General features: G+C 71.6%; 19 protein-coding genes. 7 read left to right on the top strand and 12 right to left on the bottom strand.

From position 1 onward, the window contains the following. Position 1 precedes the first annotated feature (1 nt). Both ACZ404_RS13760 and ACZ404_RS13755 read right to left on the bottom strand, forming a co-directional pair. Entirely contained in the window at positions 2–358 is a 357-nt protein-coding gene (locus ACZ404_RS13760; protein WP_468439302.1) for an SCO3933 family regulatory protein, read from the bottom strand. 140 nt (positions 359–498) lie between these two features. After that, on the bottom strand, positions 499–1,278 hold the full coding sequence (locus ACZ404_RS13755) for a GntR family transcriptional regulator (RefSeq protein WP_191875697.1): 780 nt from the start codon (positions 1,276–1,278) through the stop codon (positions 499–501). Between the two features lie 18 nt (positions 1,279–1,296). On the opposite strand from ACZ404_RS13755, the gene ACZ404_RS13750 reads away from it, so the two are divergent. Together ACZ404_RS13750 and ACZ404_RS13745 are read left to right on the top strand one after the other, a co-directional pair. After that, positions 1,297–1,758 (top strand): NUDIX hydrolase, encoded by a 462-nt coding sequence (locus tag ACZ404_RS13750; protein ID WP_468439299.1) that lies wholly within the window; start codon positions 1,297–1,299, stop codon positions 1,756–1,758. Continuing rightward, positions 1,755–2,132 carry a hypothetical protein gene (locus ACZ404_RS13745; protein WP_468439297.1) on the top strand — a complete coding sequence of 126 codons (378 nt, stop codon included), beginning with the start codon at positions 1,755–1,757 and terminating at the stop codon, positions 2,130–2,132. Before ACZ404_RS13750 ends, ACZ404_RS13745 begins: the two co-directional genes overlap by 4 nt. 335 nt (positions 2,133–2,467) lie before the next feature. Here ACZ404_RS13745 and ACZ404_RS13740 read toward each other — a convergent pair whose 3' ends face one another. The 9 genes from ACZ404_RS13740 to ACZ404_RS13700 form a co-directional block, all read right to left on the bottom strand. Next, positions 2,468–3,349 carry a hypothetical protein gene (locus ACZ404_RS13740; protein WP_468439295.1) on the bottom strand — a complete coding sequence of 294 codons (882 nt, stop codon included), beginning with the start codon at positions 3,347–3,349 and terminating at the stop codon, positions 2,468–2,470. Further along, positions 3,346–3,753: a RusA family crossover junction endodeoxyribonuclease gene (locus ACZ404_RS13735; RefSeq protein WP_468439293.1), complete on the bottom strand. Its 408-nt coding sequence runs from the start codon at positions 3,751–3,753 to the stop codon at positions 3,346–3,348. Before ACZ404_RS13735 ends, ACZ404_RS13740 begins: the two co-directional genes overlap by 4 nt. 244 nt (positions 3,754–3,997) lie before the next feature. Further along, positions 3,998–5,176, bottom strand: coding sequence for an adenylyltransferase/sulfurtransferase MoeZ (moeZ, locus tag ACZ404_RS13730; protein ID WP_468439291.1), 1,179 nt, complete (start codon positions 5,174–5,176; stop codon positions 3,998–4,000). A 63-nt stretch (positions 5,177–5,239) separates the two neighbouring features. Continuing rightward, positions 5,240–5,989, bottom strand: a complete 750-nt coding sequence (locus tag ACZ404_RS13725) for a spherulation-specific family 4 protein (RefSeq protein WP_468439289.1) — start codon at positions 5,987–5,989, stop codon at positions 5,240–5,242. Beyond that, a complete protein-coding gene (locus ACZ404_RS13720) occupies positions 5,977–6,936 on the bottom strand; it encodes an NAD-dependent epimerase/dehydratase family protein (RefSeq protein ID WP_468439287.1) in 960 nt (319 codons plus the stop codon). Before ACZ404_RS13720 ends, ACZ404_RS13725 begins: the two co-directional genes overlap by 13 nt. 222 nt (positions 6,937–7,158) lie before the next feature. Further along, a complete protein-coding gene (locus ACZ404_RS13715; RefSeq protein WP_468439285.1) occupies positions 7,159–8,616 on the bottom strand; it encodes a hypothetical protein in 1,458 nt (485 codons plus the stop codon). Then, positions 8,613–10,337 (bottom strand): DUF3492 domain-containing protein, encoded by a 1,725-nt coding sequence (locus ACZ404_RS13710; RefSeq protein WP_468439283.1) that lies wholly within the window; start codon positions 10,335–10,337, stop codon positions 8,613–8,615. The genes ACZ404_RS13715 and ACZ404_RS13710 overlap by 4 nt, the downstream gene beginning before the upstream one ends. A gap of 283 nt (positions 10,338–10,620) precedes the next feature. Beyond that, a complete protein-coding gene (locus ACZ404_RS13705) occupies positions 10,621–12,429 on the bottom strand; it encodes a DUF3152 domain-containing protein (protein WP_468439281.1) in 1,809 nt (602 codons plus the stop codon). Positions 12,430–12,437: 8 nt separating this feature from the next. Then, positions 12,438–13,424: an alpha/beta fold hydrolase gene (locus tag ACZ404_RS13700; protein ID WP_468439279.1), complete on the bottom strand. Its 987-nt coding sequence runs from the start codon at positions 13,422–13,424 to the stop codon at positions 12,438–12,440. A gap of 224 nt (positions 13,425–13,648) precedes the next feature. On the opposite strand from ACZ404_RS13700, the gene ACZ404_RS13695 reads away from it, so the two are divergent. From ACZ404_RS13695 to ACZ404_RS13680, 4 genes are all read left to right on the top strand, one after another. Continuing rightward, positions 13,649–13,873 (top strand): hypothetical protein, encoded by a 225-nt coding sequence (locus ACZ404_RS13695; protein ID WP_468439277.1) that lies wholly within the window; start codon positions 13,649–13,651, stop codon positions 13,871–13,873. A 166-nt stretch (positions 13,874–14,039) separates the two neighbouring features. Next, positions 14,040–14,681 (top strand): TetR/AcrR family transcriptional regulator, encoded by a 642-nt coding sequence (locus ACZ404_RS13690; RefSeq protein WP_468439275.1) that lies wholly within the window; start codon positions 14,040–14,042, stop codon positions 14,679–14,681. A 134-nt stretch (positions 14,682–14,815) separates the two neighbouring features. Next, complete coding sequence (locus ACZ404_RS13685; protein WP_055706876.1) at positions 14,816–15,043, top strand: DUF3107 domain-containing protein; 228 nt, start codon at positions 14,816–14,818, stop codon at positions 15,041–15,043. 178 nt (positions 15,044–15,221) lie between these two features. Beyond that, complete coding sequence (locus ACZ404_RS13680; protein ID WP_468439273.1) at positions 15,222–15,491, top strand: hypothetical protein; 270 nt, start codon at positions 15,222–15,224, stop codon at positions 15,489–15,491. Positions 15,492–15,543: 52 nt separating this feature from the next. On the opposite strand, the gene ACZ404_RS13675 is transcribed toward ACZ404_RS13680, so the two are convergent. Further along, positions 15,544–16,290, bottom strand: coding sequence for a ferritin-like fold-containing protein (locus tag ACZ404_RS13675; protein WP_468439271.1), 747 nt, complete (start codon positions 16,288–16,290; stop codon positions 15,544–15,546). A 503-nt stretch (positions 16,291–16,793) separates the two neighbouring features. On the opposite strand from ACZ404_RS13675, the gene ACZ404_RS13670 reads away from it, so the two are divergent. Then, positions 16,794–18,947 (top strand): DEAD/DEAH box helicase (locus ACZ404_RS13670; protein ID WP_468439269.1); only part of this gene is annotated, 2,154 nt, incomplete at its 3' end.

The following is an 18,947-nucleotide window of genomic DNA, read 5'->3' as shown; positions in this document are numbered from 1 at the left end:
GTCAGGCTGCCTTCGCCTTCGTGACCATGTCGGCGAGGGAGGTCACGGCGACCGCGCGGAAGGCGATGCCGTGCCGCTTCTGGCCGTTGAACTCGTTCTCCCAGGGCCGGGCGATGAGCCCGGTCAGGGCGACCGGGGTGCCCATAGCCAGGTCCCCGGAGATGCCGGTCTCGGGGACGGTGATGGACAGGATCTCGACCTCCTCGTTGGCGGCGAACATCACGTCGACGGTCATGAGCTTGGCTCCCGTGTCGGCGTCCAGGGCGATCTCGCCGGTGCGGCGGTCCTTCACCTTGGGCTGCGGGGTCTTGGCGACCATCACGGTGGCGGCGGTGGTGTCGACAGGGATCTGACGCATGGCAAAGAACTCCTCTACAGAGGTGGGACTCCGTCACTCATGTATATGTGTGACATGAAGAAGAGTGCAGCACTCCTATACATGAGTCAACCCCGCCGCGACTCGGAAGTCGTGGCGGGCTGCGGGGAGTTGAGTGAGCGTCAGTCGGCAGCCGGGATGCGGTACTCGAAAACGAACTGGTCAGCGGCCATGAGCGTGTCGCAGACCTCGACGACGCGACCCTCGGTCGTCCGTGCCTCACGGATTAGGTGGACCACGGGGGCACCGGGGCTGAGGGCGAGTTCGGACGCCTCCGCCTTGGAGGCCGGCCGCGCCTGCAAGGTCTCGACGAACTCCGCGAACTCGTGCCCGTGGTCTTCGAGTCGGGCGTAGATGCCACCGCCGCCGGGGTTCTCGGCGAACAGCTCCGGGATCTCCTTCACCACGTCCCATGGGAGGTAGGAGGTGGCGGTCTCTACGGGGGTGCCGTTGCGGAAGTAGAGACGACGGCGGGCGAGCACCTGGGCGCCGGCGTCGACGCCGAGCCGCTGGGCTGCATCTTCTGGAGCCTCCATGGGTCCGATGTACAGGACGCTCACCTTCGCAGTGGCGCCGGACTGAGCCGACTCGGCGAGGTAGGCAGCCTTGCCGCCGCGGCGGTGTGAGCGGCGGAAGCGGTCGGAAGAGCGATGCCGTACCGGCGGCCGGTCCTTCACGATTGAGCCCTTGCCGTGCCGTGTCTCGACGAGCCCACTCGCCCGTACCTCGACCATGGCCTTGCGGATCGTGCCGCCGGACACGCCGTAGCGGTCGACCAGCTCGGATTCACTTGGCACCATGTCGCCGGGCTTGAGGACACCAGCCCTGATCTGCTGCACGATCTCGTCAGCGATCTGCACGTAGCGAGGTACGGACCGCTCACCTCCTGCTGCGGTTCCCATAGTCCTTCTCTGCCTCCTATGCTCCTGTACATGAGTGAATCACAAGGAGCAACGCCCGCGCCGCTGCACTCCGTGTCCGTAGCCGGAGTGGTGGTGCGTGATGACGGGCGGCTTCTGGCGATTCGCCGTGCCGACAACGGCACATGGGAGCTGCCCGGCGGAGTGCTCGAACTCGACGAGACCCCGGAGGCCGGCGTAGTCCGCGAGGTCCTGGAGGAGACGGGCATCCAGGTCGAGGTGGACGAGCTGACCGGCGTCTACAAGAACACGACCCGCGGTGTGGTGGCCCTAGTCTTCCGTTGCAAGCCATCGGGCGGCGCCGAGCGCACGTCGAGCGAGTCGACGGCCGTCGAGTGGCTCACCCCGGACGAGGTCAGCGAGCGCATGGCCGAGGTCTACGCGATCAGGCTCCTGGACGCGCTGGACGGCAATGGCCCACATGTACGGAGCCACGACGGCAGGCAGCTTCTCGCCCGATGACAGACACGAGCAATCGACCTCGGCAGCCGAGACACCTCACCGAACTGTCGAGCGTCCATGACTTCCTCGAAGAGATCCGCCTCCGACCCGGCATGTGGCTACGAGGCGACTCTCTCCAGCATCTGGACTCCATGCTGGTCGGCTACCGAGCAGCGATGGTCATACACGGCGTCGAGGAAGACTTCGCCTTCTGGAGCCCCGGCACACAAGGACCGTTCGCCGAGTGGCTGTGGCAACGGCTCGGCCGTCACAGCGCCCTCGGGTGGGCCGTCGAGATCGAGCGGGAGGCCCAAGAGGCCGGCGTACCGGCGGTCGAGCTGTTCTTCGCCCTGTGGGACGAGTACCGACGTGGGCCCCAGCCGACGGCGGGATAAGACTTTCTCTACTTCATCAAGGCCCGCGCACGGCGCGGGCACGCGCCGCCTCTGCGGCGCGGCCTGCCTCCTGTCTTCGCCCCGGCTGGCCGCGCCCGGCGGCGCGCTCGGCGGCTGCGGGCACCTCGTGGGGAAAGACCCTCTGTGGCTGGGGCGGTCGGCTCCACGGCTTTAGGCAGCCAATTTGGCGCGAGCCTCGAAGATCATGGCCCACAATCGGGCACTAACGGGCAGGCTCACAAACCTGCCCGATTCGCTGGCTAGCGTAATGGGCCATGATCACTCGCGCCAAATCAGCTCCAGCCCAAACCCGTTACGCCGACCTCACTCGACGACTAATAGTCGCCCTTCTTAACCCATTCATGACCGTCCGACTCAATCAGCAGTACAGCTTCATCGATGTCGTCTTCGGATGCGTCAGGGAATTGACTCACAAGTACGTCGCGAGCCTCATATGGCCCGCCAAGCACATACTGATAACCACCCTCACCGGAGTCGTACGGCACTCCGTTGGCAGGATCTTCATAGTTGTCGAAGAACCAGTCAACCATTTCATCTACGGACACATATCGCGCGTCAGCGATACGCTCGGCCAGGAAAGCAACGTCTTGCACCATGGAAAGCGATACCGGCGCATCAATTCCATGGGCGATAGAATTCCGCGCCTGCCGAGCCACATTCAATCTACTGAAATCCTCTGGACTTAGCAGGCCGAGGCTCGCTAGCTCTGCCAGTCCAGGGCGCGGGCGACGCTTGGACTGTTCGCGCAGCTCAGGAGTCCTGTCCACAAGGCGGGCGATGGCGCCTTCCAGCGCCGCGTACGCCAACAGCAAACCTGCCGCTTCATCATGCTTTGCGACGAGTACGGCGCGCTGGGCGAACGAATCGACAGCACGTTCCTCTGGAACGGTGGCATCTTCACCGATCCACACCATCTCGAAGTTCCAGTTCTTTCTGGAATCAGCGATGGTCGACAGCTCAGCCAGTGAGCGTTTCACATTCTCGGAGAGGTTAGAGTTAGGCTGCCGTCGCGCAAACTCAACGATGACGACATCATTTCCGCGCCGGGCGATCAGGTCCGGGCGCACCGTCGTCTTGTCACCCAGCAGACTCGAGACTTGCGCCTCCCGAAGAATCTCGAACCCTTCTCGCCGAAGCTCTCGCTCTTTCTCTCGGCGCGCGTCCTCCACTACACCGAGCATGCGCCTGTCTTTCATGGCAGCTCCTTGTGGTCGGGCGCGAGATCCACCTTGATATGCACGAACGGACCGTTAGAGATGAACCCGTCTGCCATGACTCGGCTCATACCCTTGACGACGAAGGCGTTCGCCAGGTCTCGTTTTCCTCCACGTACGTCGGTCACGTGCTTGTCGTCGTCCAGAACGATACCGATCAGCGCATCTTGAATCGGTTTCAGCATGTTGTCGACGTCGAGGGCGCTTCCCTCGTAGAAGTAAGTGATCGTGACCTGGACGGGCACTGCGAGCGGTGCTTCCCCCGCAGGCCAGCGCGAGGCGGCAGCCGCCGAGACAGCCGCCTTCCAGCGGGTGCGGGTCGAACCCTTAGCTTGGAGTGATGCGGGAACCCCATGCACCACACATTCCCAAGGCAGTGTCGCCATGGCGTGACAATACCAGGGTTGGATCACTCGAATGGCGTCCCGGGGATGCTGCGGAGCCCAAGATCCGACGGCACACCGGGCAGGGGCGGGCAGGTGGGAGACCCGACCGTTCAGCGCTGAGTCCGGGCCGTCCTGGGGCCGTCCGAGGGCGCCCGACGCCGACCGACAACGACAGAAGCCCACGGCATCTGAGCAGCTCAGAGCCGTGGGCTTCGTCAGTCCCGCTGGTCAGCGAGAGCCGCGGTCAGTAGACCGGCTTGTGGGGTTCGATCTGGTTGACCCAGCCGATGACTCCGCCGCCGACGTGGACGGCGTCGGCGAAGCCCGCGGACTTCAGGACGGCGAGGACTTCCGCACTGCGGACACCCGTCTTGCAATGCAGGACGATCTTCTTGTCCTGCGGGAGGCCCTCCAGGGCGGTGCCCATGAGGAACTCGTTCTTCGGGATCAGCCGGGCGCCCGGGATGGAGACGATCTCGTACTCGTTCGGCTCGCGGACGTCGATGATCTCGATGTTCTCACCGTCGTCGATCCACTCCTTGAGCTGCTTGGGAGTGATCGTCGAGTCGGCGGCCGCCGCCTGGGCCTCCTCGGAGACGACGCCGCAGAAGGCCTCGTAGTCGATGAGCTCGGTGACGGTCGGGTTCTCACCGCAGACCGCGCAGTTCGGGTCCTTGCGGACCTTGACCTGGCGGTAGGTCATCTCCAGGGCGTCGTAGATCATCAGGCGGCCGACCAGCGGCTCGCCGATGCCCGCGAGGAGCTTGATGGCCTCGTTGACCTGGATGGAGCCGATGGACGCGCACAGCACGCCCAGGACGCCGCCCTCGGCGCAGGAGGGGACCATGCCGGGGGGCGGGGGCTCCGGGTAGAGGCAGCGGTAGCAGGGACCGTGCTCGGACCAGAAGACGGAGGCCTGGCCGTCGAAGCGGTAGATCGAACCCCACACGTACGGCTTGCCCAGCAGCACGCACGCGTCGTTGACCAGGTAGCGGGTCGCGAAGTTGTCCGTGCCGTCGACGATCAGGTCGTACTGGCTGAAGATGTCCATCACGTTGTCGGCCTCGAGCCGCTCCTCGTGAAGGATCACGTTCACGTACGGGTTGATGCCCTTGACGCTGTCGCGCGCGGACTCGGCCTTGGAGCGGCCGATGTCGGACTGGCTGTGGATGATCTGGCGCTGCAGGTTCGACTCGTCGACCTCGTCGAACTCCACGATGCCGAGGGTGCCCACGCCCGCGGCGGCCAGGTACATCAGCGCCGGCGAGCCCAGGCCGCCGGCGCCCACACAGAGCACCTTGGCGTTCTTCAGCCGCTTCTGCCCGTCCATCCCCACGTCGGGGATGATCAGGTGGCGGGAGTACCGGCGGACCTCGTCTACGGTGAGCTCAGGAGCTGGCTCGACCAGGGGTGGCAACGACACGGGGACTCCGTTGGTCGGTCAATCACTACGGTTGTTCTCCCCGTAACACTGCCACGGCCTTTTTCATTCCGAGACACCCGTTCCGACACGCGAGACGATGTCGTCCCAGTAGCCGGGCATGGTCTCCCACGGGTCGGTGCGGCCGCCGCGATCGGTGCGGTCGGTGAAGTAGATCGTGGCCGCGCCCTGCCAGCGCGCGATGCGCAGCGCCTCCTCCAGGTGGCCGTGGGGCACACCGTGCACGAAGTGGCAGAAGCGGTCGGGCGGATAGTCGGCCGTCCACTCGGCGACCTGCGAGAAGCGGTAGTCGGACCAGGGACCGGCGAAGGTCACCAACTGGTCGGCGTTCTCCGCGTATCCCGGGTACGGGTGGCGGCCGTGGCCGAGGACGATGTGGGGGGTGTCACTGATCGACCGGAGTGCGGTGACGGCCCGGCGGACCTCGGGGAGCGCGGTCCGCTCCGTGGGACAGCGGTCCAGCAGGAAGCCGTCGACGCGGTACCAGTCGAGGTGGCGTTGCGCGTCGCAGAGCAGGTCGGCGTGGGCGCGGGCGCCGTGGGTGAGGTCCAGGTGGCCGAGGACCCGCACACCCGCGTTGCGCAGCCGGCCGGCGGCCTCCAGGCAGTGCGGGTCGGGGCGGGTGCCGGGACCGCCCGCCACGTTGAGGACCACCCAGTCCAGCGGGGTGCCGGGGCGGGCGAGTTCCGCCCACTGGGCCGGTGCGACGAGCGGGTGGGCGTAGCCCGGGATGCCGAGGGCGGTGCGGACGCCGGTGCCGGTGGTGCCTGCTGTGGTGCTGGTCAGATGCGGCATGCCGCCTCCATCCAGATGTCGGCGAGGGATTCTTCGAGGTTGATCCGCGGGCGCCAGCCGAGCCGGTCGCGGGCGGTGCGCACGTCGGCCTGCTGCCAGCTGCCGCAGCCGTCGGGGTACGGGTACGCGACCGGGGCCGCGTGGTCGGAGTCGGTCCGGGGGTGGCCGATGGCGCCGCGCAGCGGCCCGGGCGGGCCGTCGAGTTCGTGGAGGGCGCCGCCGTACCCGGCGACCCGGGCGAGGACGGCCGCGGCGTCCCGCAGGCGGACGGCGCGGCCGGAGCCGATGTTGATGACGCCCTGGGCGGCGGAGAGCGAGGCGGCGTGCACGGCGCGGGCGACGTCGCGGACGTCGACGAAGTCGCGCTGGACGCCGAGACCGCCGAGCTTGAGTTCGCCGTCGCCGGACTGCATGGCGCGGCGCATGGCCTCGGCGAGCCGGCCGAGCGGGGAGCCGGCCGGGGTGCCGGGTCCGGCGGGTGAGAAGACACGGAGCACGACGGCGTCGAGGCCCGAGCCGAGGACCAGCTCGGTGGCCGCGAGCTTGCTCACGCCGTACGGGCCGCCGGGGCGCGGTACGGCGTCCTCGGCGGTGGAGGAGCCGGGCTGGCTGGGCCCGTACTCGGAGCCGCAGCCGATCTGCACCAGACGCGCGCCGCAGCCGCTGCGGCGCAGCGCCTCGCAGACGGTGGCGACGGCGACGGTGTTGTGCCGGGTGAGTTCGCGGGCGCCGCCCCGGGTGGCGCCGGCGCAGTTGACGACGACGCCGGGGTGGACCGCGTCCAGGAAGCGGGTGAGCGCTCCCGGGCTGCCGGTGGCGAGGTCGAAGCGGACGTCGGCGTCGTCGCCGCGGCCGAGCGCGGTGAGCTGGACGGCCGGGTCGGCGAGCAGGCGGTCGGCGACGAAGCGGCCGATGTATCCGTTGGCTCCGATCAGCAGGACCCTCATCGCGCCGCTCCCGGGGTGTGCGTTCCGGCTGCTCCCAAGGCTCCGGACGCTCCGGGCGCTCCGGGTGCTCCGTGTCGGGAGGTGGTCATCTGGGTTTCTCCTTCGAAGGGATGGGGTGCTGTTGCCCGGCGGCGGTGGGCCGGGCGCCCTGGGCTCGGCCGGGTGCCGCTGCGCGCTCGGGGCGGGTGGCGGCGGGCCCGGGACGGGCCGGTGGCGGACGGTTCACTCGGGTGCTCCCGTCGGCGCGTGGGCCGAGGCCCGGGTGAGGGTGCGCAGGGCGTGGACCAGCAGGGCCAGGGCCGCGGTGCCGCAGGCGAGCGTGGGGACGACGGCCGGGCCCCAGGCGTCCACCAGGGTCTCGACGGGGGTCGCGAGAAAGGTGCAGCCCGGCAGCCGGCCGGCCAGGAGCAGGGCGGGGCCCACCGCCTCGACGGCCGCCGCGGCGGCGAGGGCGACGGCGGGCGCGTGCCGGCGGTCGTGCACGGTGAGCAGGCGGGCGAGCAGGAGCAGGGCGCCCAGGGTGAGGCCCTGCGGATATGCCGCGCTCTCGTGCAGGGCGGTGCCGCACAGGGCGAGCAGAGCGGTGAGGGCGGCGAGGTACAGGGCGAACGTGCCGAGCAACAGCGGGCGGGCGGTTGCCGTGAAGTCCTTCAGGCCCCGGCTGTCGGCGAGTCTGCGGCGGGCGCCCGCGGTGAGGAGGCGGGCGCACCAGGCGCCCGGGGCGCAGGCCAGCAGCAGCGCCAGGGTGGGTGCGACGGTCAGCGGCCAGGGGCCGCCGGGGGTGCCGTCGGGCAGGGCGTCGGGGCCGCCGGCCACGACGGCGCGCACCAGCCCGTCACCGAGCAGGGCGTACCCGAGCAGCCAGAGGGTGCACGCGCGCGTGCCGGATGCGCTGGGCCACGGCGCCGGGCCGTGCCGTGGGGCGAGGGGGCCGCTGCGCAGGGCGGCGCGGACCGCGAGGGCGAAGGCGAGGAGGCCGCCGAGGGCCACGAGCGCGCGCGACTGGCCGTGGGTGAGGCGCAGTCCGGCCACGACCGCCACTCCGAGTGCGCCGGGCAGGAGGCTGAGCAGGATCCAGGCGGCGCGGACGCGTGGCACGGCCGGGGTCTCGGGCTGCGGGCCCGGCGCGCCGTCGCGGGGCACGCGCGCGTACAGCTCCTCGGCGAGCGAGAAGACGTCACGGTGCCGGAAGCGGGCGGCGGTACGGTCGGTGATCCCGTGCGCCTCGAGCCCTGCCGCGATCTCCAGCGGATCGACGGCGTGCGCGCACAACTCCCGGTGCCGGGCCAGCAGCGCCTTCACGGGGTCGGCGGCCCCGCGCCGGGGGCCGGCGGCGCGTCTCCTGCCGTCCTCCTCGGCTCCGTCACCTGGGCGCGGTGCGGAGGCGGACGACGCTTCCTCCCGGGCGACCCCGGAACCCGGGGCGCCCGACGGCGCAGTCTCATCGGCCGGGGTACAGGCAGGCACGGGCGCCTCGGTGGCGGCCCCGGCCGCCCACTCCGCCGAGCGCGCGTCCCAAGCCTTCGCGCCGCTCGGCGTGCCCGGACTGTCCGGGCCGCCCGAGAGGCCCACGGCACCCTCGTCGGCGCAGGCGCCCTCGCGGGCACCACCACGGGCGACGTCCCGGGTGCCCCCCGCTCCCCCGGGCCCCCCGGAGCCGCCGCGTCCGGAGCCGTTCACCGTGCCCCCTCGGAGGCGGGCAGGGGGGTGGGGCGGGCGGGCGTTGCCCAGCCGGGGATCCCGCGCAGAGACACACCGGGGGTGGGGCCGGTCCAGCGGAGCGGGACGTGCGTCTCGGCCGGGGCGGCGAACGGAAGAGGGGCCCCCGCCTCGTCGAGGACGACCCGTCGGACCGGGCAGTGCGAGACGATCTCCAGGTAAATGCCGTGAAATGCCGCGATGTTCTGCTCGACGGTGAACAGTTCGAGCGCCCGGGCGCGCGCGGCGGCGCCGAGGCGCTCACGGCGCTCGGGGTCGCGCAGCAGCGCCACGCACGCCTCGGCGAGCGCCCGCGGATTGCGCGGGGGTACGACGAGACCCGTGCCGCCGATGACCTCCACCACCGCGCCGACGTCCGTGGACACCGTGGCGCGCCCGCACAGCATGGCCTCGACCAGGGTGACCGGGAAGCCTTCGACGACGCTGGAGAGGACGACGACGGCGCCGGCGGCGTACGCCTCGGGCAGGCTCGGCGCCTCCGGGTCGCCGATCCGCTCGAAGGAGACCGGGTTGTCGCCGACCGCGTGCACGCCCTCCGCCTCGTCCGGGAAGAGCTGGGCGGCGAGCGCCCGGCAGTGGCCGAGGTAGGCCTCGCCCTCGGGGCCCGCGGGCGCGCCGACGATCCGCAGCCGGGCTTTGGGGGTCTCCTTGCGGACCTCGGCGAAGGCGTGCAGCAACGACACCAGGTCCTTGGCGGGTTCGACGGGCCCCCCCCACACCAGGGTGTCCGGTTCGGCGCGGTCCGGGGCCTCGCCGACCTCCGCGAAGCGGGCGGCCTCCATGCCCGGGTGGACCGTACGGATCCGGGCGCGGTCGGCGCCGCACCGTTCCTGCCAGCGGCGGGCGTGTGCGTTGCCCGGCGTGAGGATCGCGGCGCGCCGGTAGACCTCGGCGGCCAGCCGGCCGTGGAAGGCGGCGAGCAGGGCGCGTACGGCGGGCGCGGCGGCGTCCGGGCCGAGCGCCAGGTAGTGCGAGCGCAGTTGCACGCCGTACTCGGTGACCAGCAGCGGGACCTCGCAGAAGTGCCGGGCGAGCAGTCCGGGCAGGGCGGTCGGGCCACCGGCGGTGGCGTGGCAGAGGTCGGCCGCGCCGAGGCCGTCGTCGTCGTACCAGTCGAGGGAGAGGGGGCGCAGGGCGCGCTCGAGGTGTGCGGCGACGGTGAGCAGATCGGGTACGCGCGCCTCGCGCGCCGTGCGCAGCGCGCCGGGGGCGCGGCAGGCGCGCTCCAGGAGGCGTACGGCCGTCTCGGAGCGGAGTGCGCCGACCAGCCCGCCCTGGTCTCGGGCGAGTTCGGCGAGGCCGTACAGCGCACTGCCGAAACGGTCCGCCAGATCATCGGCGCCGCCCCCGGCAGCGGTGTCGTCGTCAGCCGCGACCGCTCCGGTCCCAGTCGCCGCACACAGCGCCCCGACCAGGTCGCCGTAGCACTCGGTGAAGCGCCGGCGTGCGCGCCTGCCGTAGGCGGCTCCGTCGTCCTCGGCCGTCCAGAGCGGGGCCGTCCGCACCCGGCCGACCTGCTCGGGGAGCGGGACCAGGCCCGCGTCCTGCTGCTGCCGACTGCGGCTGAGTGCGTAGAGGTCGAACTCGTGCTGGGCGAGCCCGCGCACGAGCCGGTCGCACCAGAGTCCGGCGTCACCGCTCACATACGGAAAGCCACCCTCCGTAACCAGTCCGACGCGCACGTGTGCACCCCCGATCTCCCGTGAGTGGGAGCCGCCGTCCGATCCGGCGGCTCACAGCGGGACGAACGTATGCGGACAAGGCGGTGGTGCGACGGACGGTTGTCCATCGCGCCACCAAAAGGGGTGAACGGACGTAACTTTCGCGTGCGGACGGCGTTTCGGCGCGCTAGGAGATCACAGAGTGATCGTCCGAGCGCGAAACGTTACGTCAGGAGCTGCCCGGTGCACGGCACGCGGGCGTGTCGTCCCCCTCGTCACGTCCGTCCGACATCGGATGAGCCCATCAACTCTTCGGATAGGGCCACGGGTTGGGCAGGCAGTGGATTCCGTCGTGGTCGAGGAACTTGGTCTGCTGCTGCATGACCGGTGCGAGTTCGCCGTCCTTCTGGCACGTCACATGACCGTGGCCGAGCCGGTGGCCGACCTCGTGGTTGATGAGCATCTGCCGGTACGCGTGGATCTTGTCCCCGTACGTCTTGCTGCCCTGGGCCCACCGGTAGGCGTTGATCATCACGCGTTCCGTGGAGGCCGAGTCGCAGGAGACGTTGTCCTCCGTGGTGTCCAGGCCCGACTTGGCGCACCACGTGGCGGTGGTGCCGGGGCTGGCGAGCGTGATCACGAAGTCGGGCTTGCCGGAGGAGATCCGCTCGAAGGTACGGGTGCCGCCGTGGGCCCAGCTGCGGTTGTCGTTCAGCGTCTTCTGCACGGCCTCGGCGAACAGCGCGCCGTCCAGGCCGAGTCCCTGCTCGACGTCCACGCGGTAGGTGTACTTCTGCCCCTTGCCGGGCGCCTTGTCGAAGCCGGGGACGGTGTCGAACTTCCCCGGACCCTTCAGGCCGGCGCCGAGCGGGTAGGTCCGGTCCATCTTCTGCTCGTACGTCAGCGGCGTCGCGCTCGGTGCGACCGAAGGAGCCGTCTGTCCGGGAGCCCGCGCGTCGCGCGCCTGGTCGGGGACCGACCGGGACTGTACGCCGGTGCCGTCACGGCCGTCGGCGACCTGCCCGGCGACAACGACCGCGAGCACGGTGGTGACGGCGGCGGCCGCGATGCCGGTGAAGGCCCGCCCCTTGCCGCCGCCGCGCTGCGCGGGCACACCGGTGGGCGGGGCGTCGTCGCCGTCCGCCTCGCCGGCCCTCGCCGCCTCCGGCTCGGCGTCGGGGCGGGACGCCTGCTCCTGCGCGGCACCGGGCTCGGTGCGGGGGGTTGTGCCGTCGGTGCGGGGCGCGAAGACGTCGACGTCCTCGTCGAAGGCGTCGAGATACTCCTGCCGAGGCCCACCGGCCTGCCGCTGCCTCCGCCGCTGCCTCGGGAGGCCGACCTCGGGCGCACCGGCGACTTGCCCGGGGCCGGAAGCTCCCGGACCCCCAGGGACGCCGGGAGTGCCTCCGGGACCTCCGGCGCGTCCAGGACCTCGAGGATCGACCCCGACACCGGCACTGGCACCGGCCGCCGCGCCCGGGACGGCACCCCAACCGCCCCCGGCCTCCCGCTGCTCGGGATGCCCGCCCCGGGCTCGAGAAGGACCACCGCCGAGACGCGGCACGCCCCGGGCGGGGGTGCCGTCGGGAAGCCGGGGCACACCGTGCGCGGGCGTGCCGTCAGGGAATCTCGGCACCCCTTGAGCCGGGGTGCCGTCAGGCAGCCGGGGCACACCGTGGGCCGGGGTGCCGTCGGCGTAGGTCGGCATCCCCGGCGCAGGCGTGCCGTCAGGACGGCGGAGACGGGGCATGCCCCGCGCGGGGGTCCCCGGCAGGAAGCCGGGTGTGCCGGACGCACGGGCGCCCGGGAAGGCAGGTGCGCCCGGCCCAGCCGTTCCCGGCGGGAAGCCAGGCGTGCGCGGCCCAGCCGTTCCCGGCGGGAAGCCAGGCGTGTCCGATGCGCGAGAGCCAGGGGGGAACGCAGGCGTGCCCGGTGCCGTGGGCGGGGTGGCGGGGTCGTGCGGGCCGCTCTCCGGAGCCCGGCGTTGGCCGGGGAGGACGGGGGGCCGGGGCTCGCGTGAGGGGGCCGGGGACGGGCCTCGTCCCGTTCGCTGTGCGGTTATGTCCGCGGAGTCGCCCTTGGGGGCCGGTCCTCGGCGGCTGTGGCGTCCCATCCCTGCCCTCAGCTCCCCGATTCCGCATGCGTGGCCGATGCGCCGCCTGCCTCCGCGAGAAGGTCCCGGAACGCCCCGGCCACCACCTCCGGATACTCCATCATCGCCACGTGCCCGGCCTCCGGCAGGGACAGCAGTCGGCTGTCGCGGAAGGCGCGGGCCGCCTTGTGGGCCATGCGGAAGCCGACTAGCTGGTCACGGCCGCCGTAGATCAGCAGGGTCGGGGCGAGCACCCGCTCGGCCTGGCGCCACAGCCCGTGCTGCCCACCCAGCGTGTACGCGTCGACGATCCCGCGCGCGGAGCGTGCCATCGCGTCCCAGAAGTACGGCAGTTGCAGCCGCCGCTCCAACTCCTCCACGGCGTACCGGAAGGCCTCGGGCGACACGCGCGCGGGGTCGCCGTAGCACAGGGCGAGCACGCCTCTCACCCGCTGCTCGACCGTCCACTCCCTGGTGAGCCGGGTGAACAGCGCGGCGATGCCCGGAACCCCCAGCAGGCCCGTCGGCACCGCGGTGCGCTGGATGCGCAGCTCCGGCAGGGCGGGCGAGATCAGCGTGAGGGTGCGCACCAGGTCGGGGCGTACGGCGGCCACGCGCGTGGAGACCGCTCCGCCGAGGGAGTTGCCGAAGAGATGGACGGGGCCGCGCCCGGCGGCGTCGAGGTAACGGATGACCGCGCGCGCGTGCCCGGTGACGGAGTAGTTGCCGTCGTCCGGGGGCGGGGAGTCACCGAAGCCGGGCAGGTCGACCGCCTCGCTGTCGACGACGTCGTCCAGTTCCGCCATCAGCGACGACCAGTTCTGCGAGGAACCGCCGAGCCCGTGGACGTACAGCGCGGGCGGCAGCCCCTCGCGCGCGGGGGGCCGCGAGCGGACCGAGAGGGTCACCCCCGGCAGCCCCACCGACCTGAGCCGCTCGCCCTCGCCGACCCGGACGGGCGCCACCCTGGGGAGCACACTTGCGGCCGGCACGGACGGCGACTCGGTCGAAGACATGCGGCAATGTTACGAGACGATCACGCCGTGGCTCATGTGTTCGCCGTCACAGGTTGGACCCCGCCACGAGGGACACAGAGGCAGACAACGGCCGGCCGGGAGCCGCGCGGCGAACGGGCGCACACGACATGGCGTCCGGATCAGGTGTCTCCTACGCTCGTACAGAGGGCACCCGCGTGTGGCCCCTGCTGCATCCAGGGACGTTCGTAGGAAGGGAGCCCACCATGGCCTATGACCCCACCGAGCCCGACACGATCGAGGATCTCGCGGCGGAGGAGACCCCGGAGATCGACGTCGAGGCCCCCGAGACAGACGCCGTCGAGCAGCACGCGGACCTCGCGCCGGACCACGACGACCCCCTGACGGGCGTGGACCCGGACCGCGGGAACGAGGCCGATCTCGTCGAACAGGCGCGCGTGGTCTCACTCGACGAGGACGACTACCGCTGACCTCGACCGCCCTCTCGGGACCCGGCCGGCCGTGCAAGGGGGGCTTCGCGGCTTTCGTCGCCGTCCGGTACGTGAAATTCTGCGCTCGCACCGCGCACACCACGGTTACCGAAAAGTACGATGGCCGCGCGGCCGACACCGCATGTGGACGACTTTGGGAGGCGGCGTGACAGCCATCGAGCAAACTGAGGCAGCACGCCCGCGTGGCACGCGTCTGCCGCGCCGAGCCCGACGGAACCAGTTGCTGGGCGCCGCCCAGGAGGTTTTCGTCGCACAGGGCTACCACGCGGCGGCGATGGACGACATCGCCGAGCGGGCCGGCGTGAGCAAGCCGGTGCTCTACCAGCACTTCCCCGGCAAGCTCGACCTCTACCTCGCCCTGCTGGACCAGCACTGCGAGTCGCTGATCCAGGCCGTGCGCGGGGCGCTCGCGTCGACCACCGACAACAAGCAGCGCGTGCGGGCGACCATGGACGCCTACTTCGCGTACGTCGAGGACGACGGCGGCGCCTTCCGGCTGGTCTTCGAGTCGGACCTGACGAACGAGCCGGCGGTGCGCGAGCGCGTCGACAAGGTCACCGTCGAGTGCGCCGAGGCGATCTGCGAGGTCATCGCCGAGGACACCGGCCTCTCGCGCGCGGAGTCGATGCTGCTGGCCTCCGGCCTCGGCGGCCTCGCCCAGGTGGTGGCCCGCTCCTGGCTGCACAGCGACCGCAGCGTGCCGCGCGAGCAGGCGGTGCAGCTGCTGACCTCGCTGGCCTGGCGGGGCATCGCCGGTTTCCCGTTGCACGGCAGCGAGCACCACTGACGTCCGTTTGTTCCCGCGGGCTGTTCGCTGACGGCGTTCCGGCCCGCAGCGTCTACGTCCCCTCGCCGGACTAATGTGTGCTGGGTACGGCGCGGGAGATCGCGCACATCACTGACCGTCGGAGGGACAAAGCCGTGGAGGTCAAGATCGGCGTGCAGCACGCGCCCCGCGAGATCGTTCTGGAGAGCGGTCAGAGCGTGGAGGAGGTCGAGCGCGTGGTGGCCGAGGCGCTGGCCGGGAAGACAGGGCTGCTGAGCCTTCAGGACGAGAAGGGCCGCAAGGTCCTGGTCCCGACGGACCGCCTGGCGTACGTGGACATCGGCGAGCCGACCGTCCGCAAGGTGGGCTTCGGCGCGCTGTAGGCCGAGCTGAGCAACGGAGAGGGGCCGGGCGGCACAGTGCCGCCCGGCCCCTCTCCGTGTGCCCGCCTGTGCACAGCTGCCGCACAAGTCGTCCACAGAACATGATTGCAATCCGCAGGTCACGGGTATGACGGGCTACGACCGTCAAGCGCAGTGCGGCCGTGGGAGGGACCTCGAGATGATCCTGGAAGTACTCGGATCCACCGTGCTCGGTCTGGTCCTCGCCTGGGCGGCGGCCCACCGGTTCGCCCATCGGCTGCCGACCGGCCCGCTCGTGTATGCGACGGGCGTCGCCGGCGCCCTCTTCGGTGACTTCATCACCCACAGCGCCCTGGGTCCCGCCCCGGTCCTGCTGAGCCTGCTGGGAGCCGCCGTCGTCTCGGCAGCCTCCCTCTCCCTCCTCCTGCGCCCCACGGGCCGCCTGCGCCGACGATCGATCCCGGCGTAGGCCGGAGGTGGGGCGGGCAGCCGCGCGACGGCTGCAACCCGCCCCCACAGGGTTACGCGGCCAGGCCCAGCGCAGCCATGCGCTTCGTGTGCGCCTCGGTGATCCGCGAGAACATCTTGCCGACCTCCGCGAGATCGAACCCGTCGGCCACCCCGCCCACCAGCATCGTGGACAGCGCGTCCCGGTCCGCGACCACCCGCTGGGACTGCGACAGCGCCTCCCCCATCAGCCGCCGCGCCCACAGCGCCAACCGCCCACCCACGCGCGGGTCGGCGTCGATGGCGGCGCGCACCTTCTCCACCGCGAACCCGGCGTGCCCCGTGTCGTCGAGAACGGCCAGAACCAGCTCGCGCGTGTCGGAGTCGAGGCGGGCCGCGACCTCCCGGTAGAAGTCGCTGGCGATCGAGTCGCCGACGTAGGCCTTGACCAGGCCCTCCAGCCAGTCGGACGGCGCCGTCTGCTTGTGGAAGCCGTCCAGGGCCGCGACGAACGGCTCCATCGCGGCCGTCGGCTCTTCACCGATCTCGGTCAGCCGGTCGCGCAGCCGCTCGAAGTGGTGGAACTCCGCCGACGCCATCTTCGCCAGCTCCGCCTTGTCCACGAGCGTCGGCGCCAGCTTGGCGTCCTCCGCCAGCCGCTCGAACGCCGCGAGCTCCCCGTACGCGAGCGCTCCGAGAAGGTCCACGACCGCCGCCCGGTACTGCGGGTCGGCGGAAGCCTGTGCCCAGTCCTGGGCGGCGACCCCGGTGTGCTCGGCGGGGGCGGCGGACGCGTTGTCGGGCTTGTCAGAGCTAGTCATGAGGCGCACAATAGTCCGCTCGCCGTACCGCTCAAGTCCTGGTCAGCCACTGTGACCACGACTACGTGACCAAATCGGCCATCGCATGTGCGCGATTCCGGGGTATGGTGGTAATGCGCCTGCTGAGTGCGTCGACGATGTTCGACGTGTCCGACAGGCCGCACGCATGAGGATGCCCGGTCGGTGGCCCGATCGGCTCCGACCCGACAGCCCTCCCGGCCGTACGGCACATCGCGTACGACGACCGGAGGGGACACCCTCAGCGGTGAGAGCGCTAGAGCGTCGGCAGAGGTCCCGTGTCATACGGCTTGCCCCAGTGGTTCGCCCGTAAGGCAGCCGACGTCCCCGGCACGGTCCGTCAAAGACCCCCGCGCTCGCCTCGCACCGCGCCACACAGAAGAGGCAGCATCCTGACTACGACGTTTCGTGAACTCGGAATCCTTCCCGAGACCGCCGAGGCCCTGGAAGCCGTCGGCATCATCACCCCCTTCCCCATCCAGGAGATGACGCTCCCCGTCGCCCTTTCCGGCACGGACGTCATCGGCCAGGCCAAGACCGGCACCGGCAAGACGCTGGGCTTCGGCCTCCCGCTTCTCGAGCGCGTCACCGTCCCCGCCGACGTGGAGGCCGGGCGCGCCGCCCCCGAGGCCCTCACCGACGCCCCGCAGGCGCTCGTCGTCGTCCCCACGCGCGAGCTGTGCACGCAGGTGACGAACGACCTGCAGACCGCGGGCAAGGTGCGCAACGTGCGTGTCATCGCGATCTACGGCGGCCGGGCCTACGAGCCGCAGGTGGAAGCCCTGAAGAAGGGCGTCGACGTGGTCGTCGGCACCCCGGGCCGTCTGCTGGACCTGGCCGGCCAGAAGAAGCTGAACCTGAAGCACGTCAAGTGCCTGGTGCTCGACGAGGCCGACGAGATGCTCGACCTGGGCTTCCTGCCCGACGTCGAGAAGATCATCGACATGCTGCCGGTCAAGCGGCAGACCATGCTGTTCTCGGCGACCATGCCGGGCGCGGTCATCGGTCTCGCCCGCCGCTACATGTCCCGTCCCACGCACATCCGTGCCACCGCGCCGGACGACGAGGGCGCGACGGTCGCGAACATCAAGCAGTTCGTCTACCGCGCGCACAACATGGACAAGCCGGAGATGGTCGCCCGCATCCTGCAGGCCGAGGGCCGCGGGCTGGCGATGATCTTCTGCCGCACCAAGCGCACGGCCGCCGACATCGCCGAGCAGCTGCAGCGCCGCGGGTTCGCCTCCGGCGCGGTCCACGGCGACCTCGGCCAGGGCGCCCGCGAGCAGGCGCTGCGCGCGTTCCGCAACGGCAAGGTGGACGTCCTCGTCTGCACCGACGTCGCCGCGCGCGGCATCGACGTCGAGGGTGTCACGCACGTCATCAACTATCAGTCCCCGGAGGACGAGAAGACGTACCTGCACCGCATCGGCCGCACCGGCCGCGCGGGCGCCAAGGGTACGGCGATCACGTTCGTCGACTGGGACGACATCCCGCGCTGGCAGCTGATCAACAAGGCGCTGGAGCTGGACTTCAACGACCCGGTGGAGACGTACTCGTCGTCCCCCCACCTGTTCTCCGACCTCGGCATCCCCGAGGGCACGAAGGGCATCCTGCCGCGCTCCGAGCGGACCCGTGCGGGGCTCGAGGCGGAGGAGCTGGAGGACCTGGGCGAGACCGGTGGCCGCGGTGCGCGCGGTCGCGGTGGCCGGGGCGGCCGGGGTGACGCACGCGCCTCGGAGCGTGAGGCCGAGCGCCCGGCGCGCACGCCGCGCCGTCGCCGTCGCACCCGCAACGGTGCTCCGCTGGACGACTCCTCCGCTACGACGGCCCCGGCACCGGCCGCCGAGACCGGCACCGGCGACGAGCCCGCCGCGACCCGCACCCCGCGCCGCCGTCGCCGCACCCGCGGCGGAGCCGCGGCGGAGCCGCTGACGGCCGCTGCCGCGTCCACCGAGGCCGCCGAGGCCGCCGAGGCCGCGCTGGACTCCGCCGAGGGCCCGGCCGAGCAGGCGGTCGCGGACAAGCCGCGCCGCCGCCGCACGCGCCGGTCGGCGGAGCAGACGGTGACGGAGCCGACGGTGACTGAGCCGGTGGTTTCGGAGCCGGCGGTTTCGGAGCCGGTGGTTTCGGAGCCGGCGCCCGAGGCCGCCGCTCCCGCGGAAGCCCCGGAGCCCAAGCAGCGCCGCACCCGTAAGGTCGCAGCCGCCGCCGAGACCGCGGTCGACACGGCCGAGGGCACCGAGGCCAAGCCGCGCCGCCGCACCCGGAAGACGGCCGAGCCCGCCGCCGAGACGGCGCCGGCAGCGGCCGAGGGCACGGACGAGGCCACCCCGGCGACCAAGCCCCGCCGCACCCGGAAGGCGGCAGCCACCGCCCCCGAGGAGCCGACCACGGAGACGGAGGCCGAGGCCAAGCCGCGCCGCACCCGCAAGGTCGCCGCTGCCGCCGAAGCCGCCGTCGACACGGCCGAGGGCACCGACGCCAAGCCGCGCCGCACCCGCAAGAAGGCCGCAGCCGCTCCGGAGGCGCCGGAGGCCGCCGAAGCCGAGGCCAAGCCGCGCCGCACCCGCAAGGTCGCCGCTGCCGCCGAAGCCGCCGTCGACACGGCCGAGGGCACCGACGCCAAGCCGCGCCGCACC

Source organism: Streptomyces sp. NPDC030798, assembly GCF_055572275.1.
The sequence above is the reverse complement of the archived record's forward strand: the minus strand, read 5'-3'. Positions and strand labels throughout refer to the sequence as shown.

Bases quoted from the DNA above. Each gene is read 5' to 3' on its own strand.
- ACZ404_RS13725 (WP_468439289.1), bottom strand. From the start codon at position 5,989: ATGCCGCATCTGACCAGCACCACAGCAGGCACCACCGGCACCGGCGTC.
- ACZ404_RS13735 (WP_468439293.1), bottom strand. From the start codon at position 3,753: ATGGCGACACTGCCTTGGGAATGTGTGGTGCATGGGGTTCCCGCATCA.
- ACZ404_RS13700 (WP_468439279.1), bottom strand. From the start codon at position 13,424: ATGTCTTCGACCGAGTCGCCGTCCGTGCCGGCCGCAAGTGTGCTCCCC.
- ACZ404_RS13720 (WP_468439287.1), bottom strand. From the start codon at position 6,936: ATGAGGGTCCTGCTGATCGGAGCCAACGGATACATCGGCCGCTTCGTC.
- ACZ404_RS13705 (WP_468439281.1), bottom strand. From the start codon at position 12,429: ATGGGACGCCACAGCCGCCGAGGACCGGCCCCCAAGGGCGACTCCGCG.
- ACZ404_RS13760 (WP_468439302.1), bottom strand. From the start codon at position 358: ATGCGTCAGATCCCTGTCGACACCACCGCCGCCACCGTGATGGTCGCC.
- ACZ404_RS13695 (WP_468439277.1), top strand. From the start codon at position 13,649: ATGGCCTATGACCCCACCGAGCCCGACACGATCGAGGATCTCGCGGCG.
- ACZ404_RS13680 (WP_468439273.1), top strand. From the start codon at position 15,222: ATGATCCTGGAAGTACTCGGATCCACCGTGCTCGGTCTGGTCCTCGCC.
- ACZ404_RS13740 (WP_468439295.1), bottom strand. From the start codon at position 3,349: ATGAAAGACAGGCGCATGCTCGGTGTAGTGGAGGACGCGCGCCGAGAG.
- ACZ404_RS13750 (WP_468439299.1), top strand. From the start codon at position 1,297: ATGCTCCTGTACATGAGTGAATCACAAGGAGCAACGCCCGCGCCGCTG.
- ACZ404_RS13675 (WP_468439271.1), bottom strand. From the start codon at position 16,290: ATGACTAGCTCTGACAAGCCCGACAACGCGTCCGCCGCCCCCGCCGAG.
- ACZ404_RS13745 (WP_468439297.1), top strand. From the start codon at position 1,755: ATGACAGACACGAGCAATCGACCTCGGCAGCCGAGACACCTCACCGAA.
- ACZ404_RS13755 (WP_191875697.1), bottom strand. From the start codon at position 1,278: ATGGGAACCGCAGCAGGAGGTGAGCGGTCCGTACCTCGCTACGTGCAG.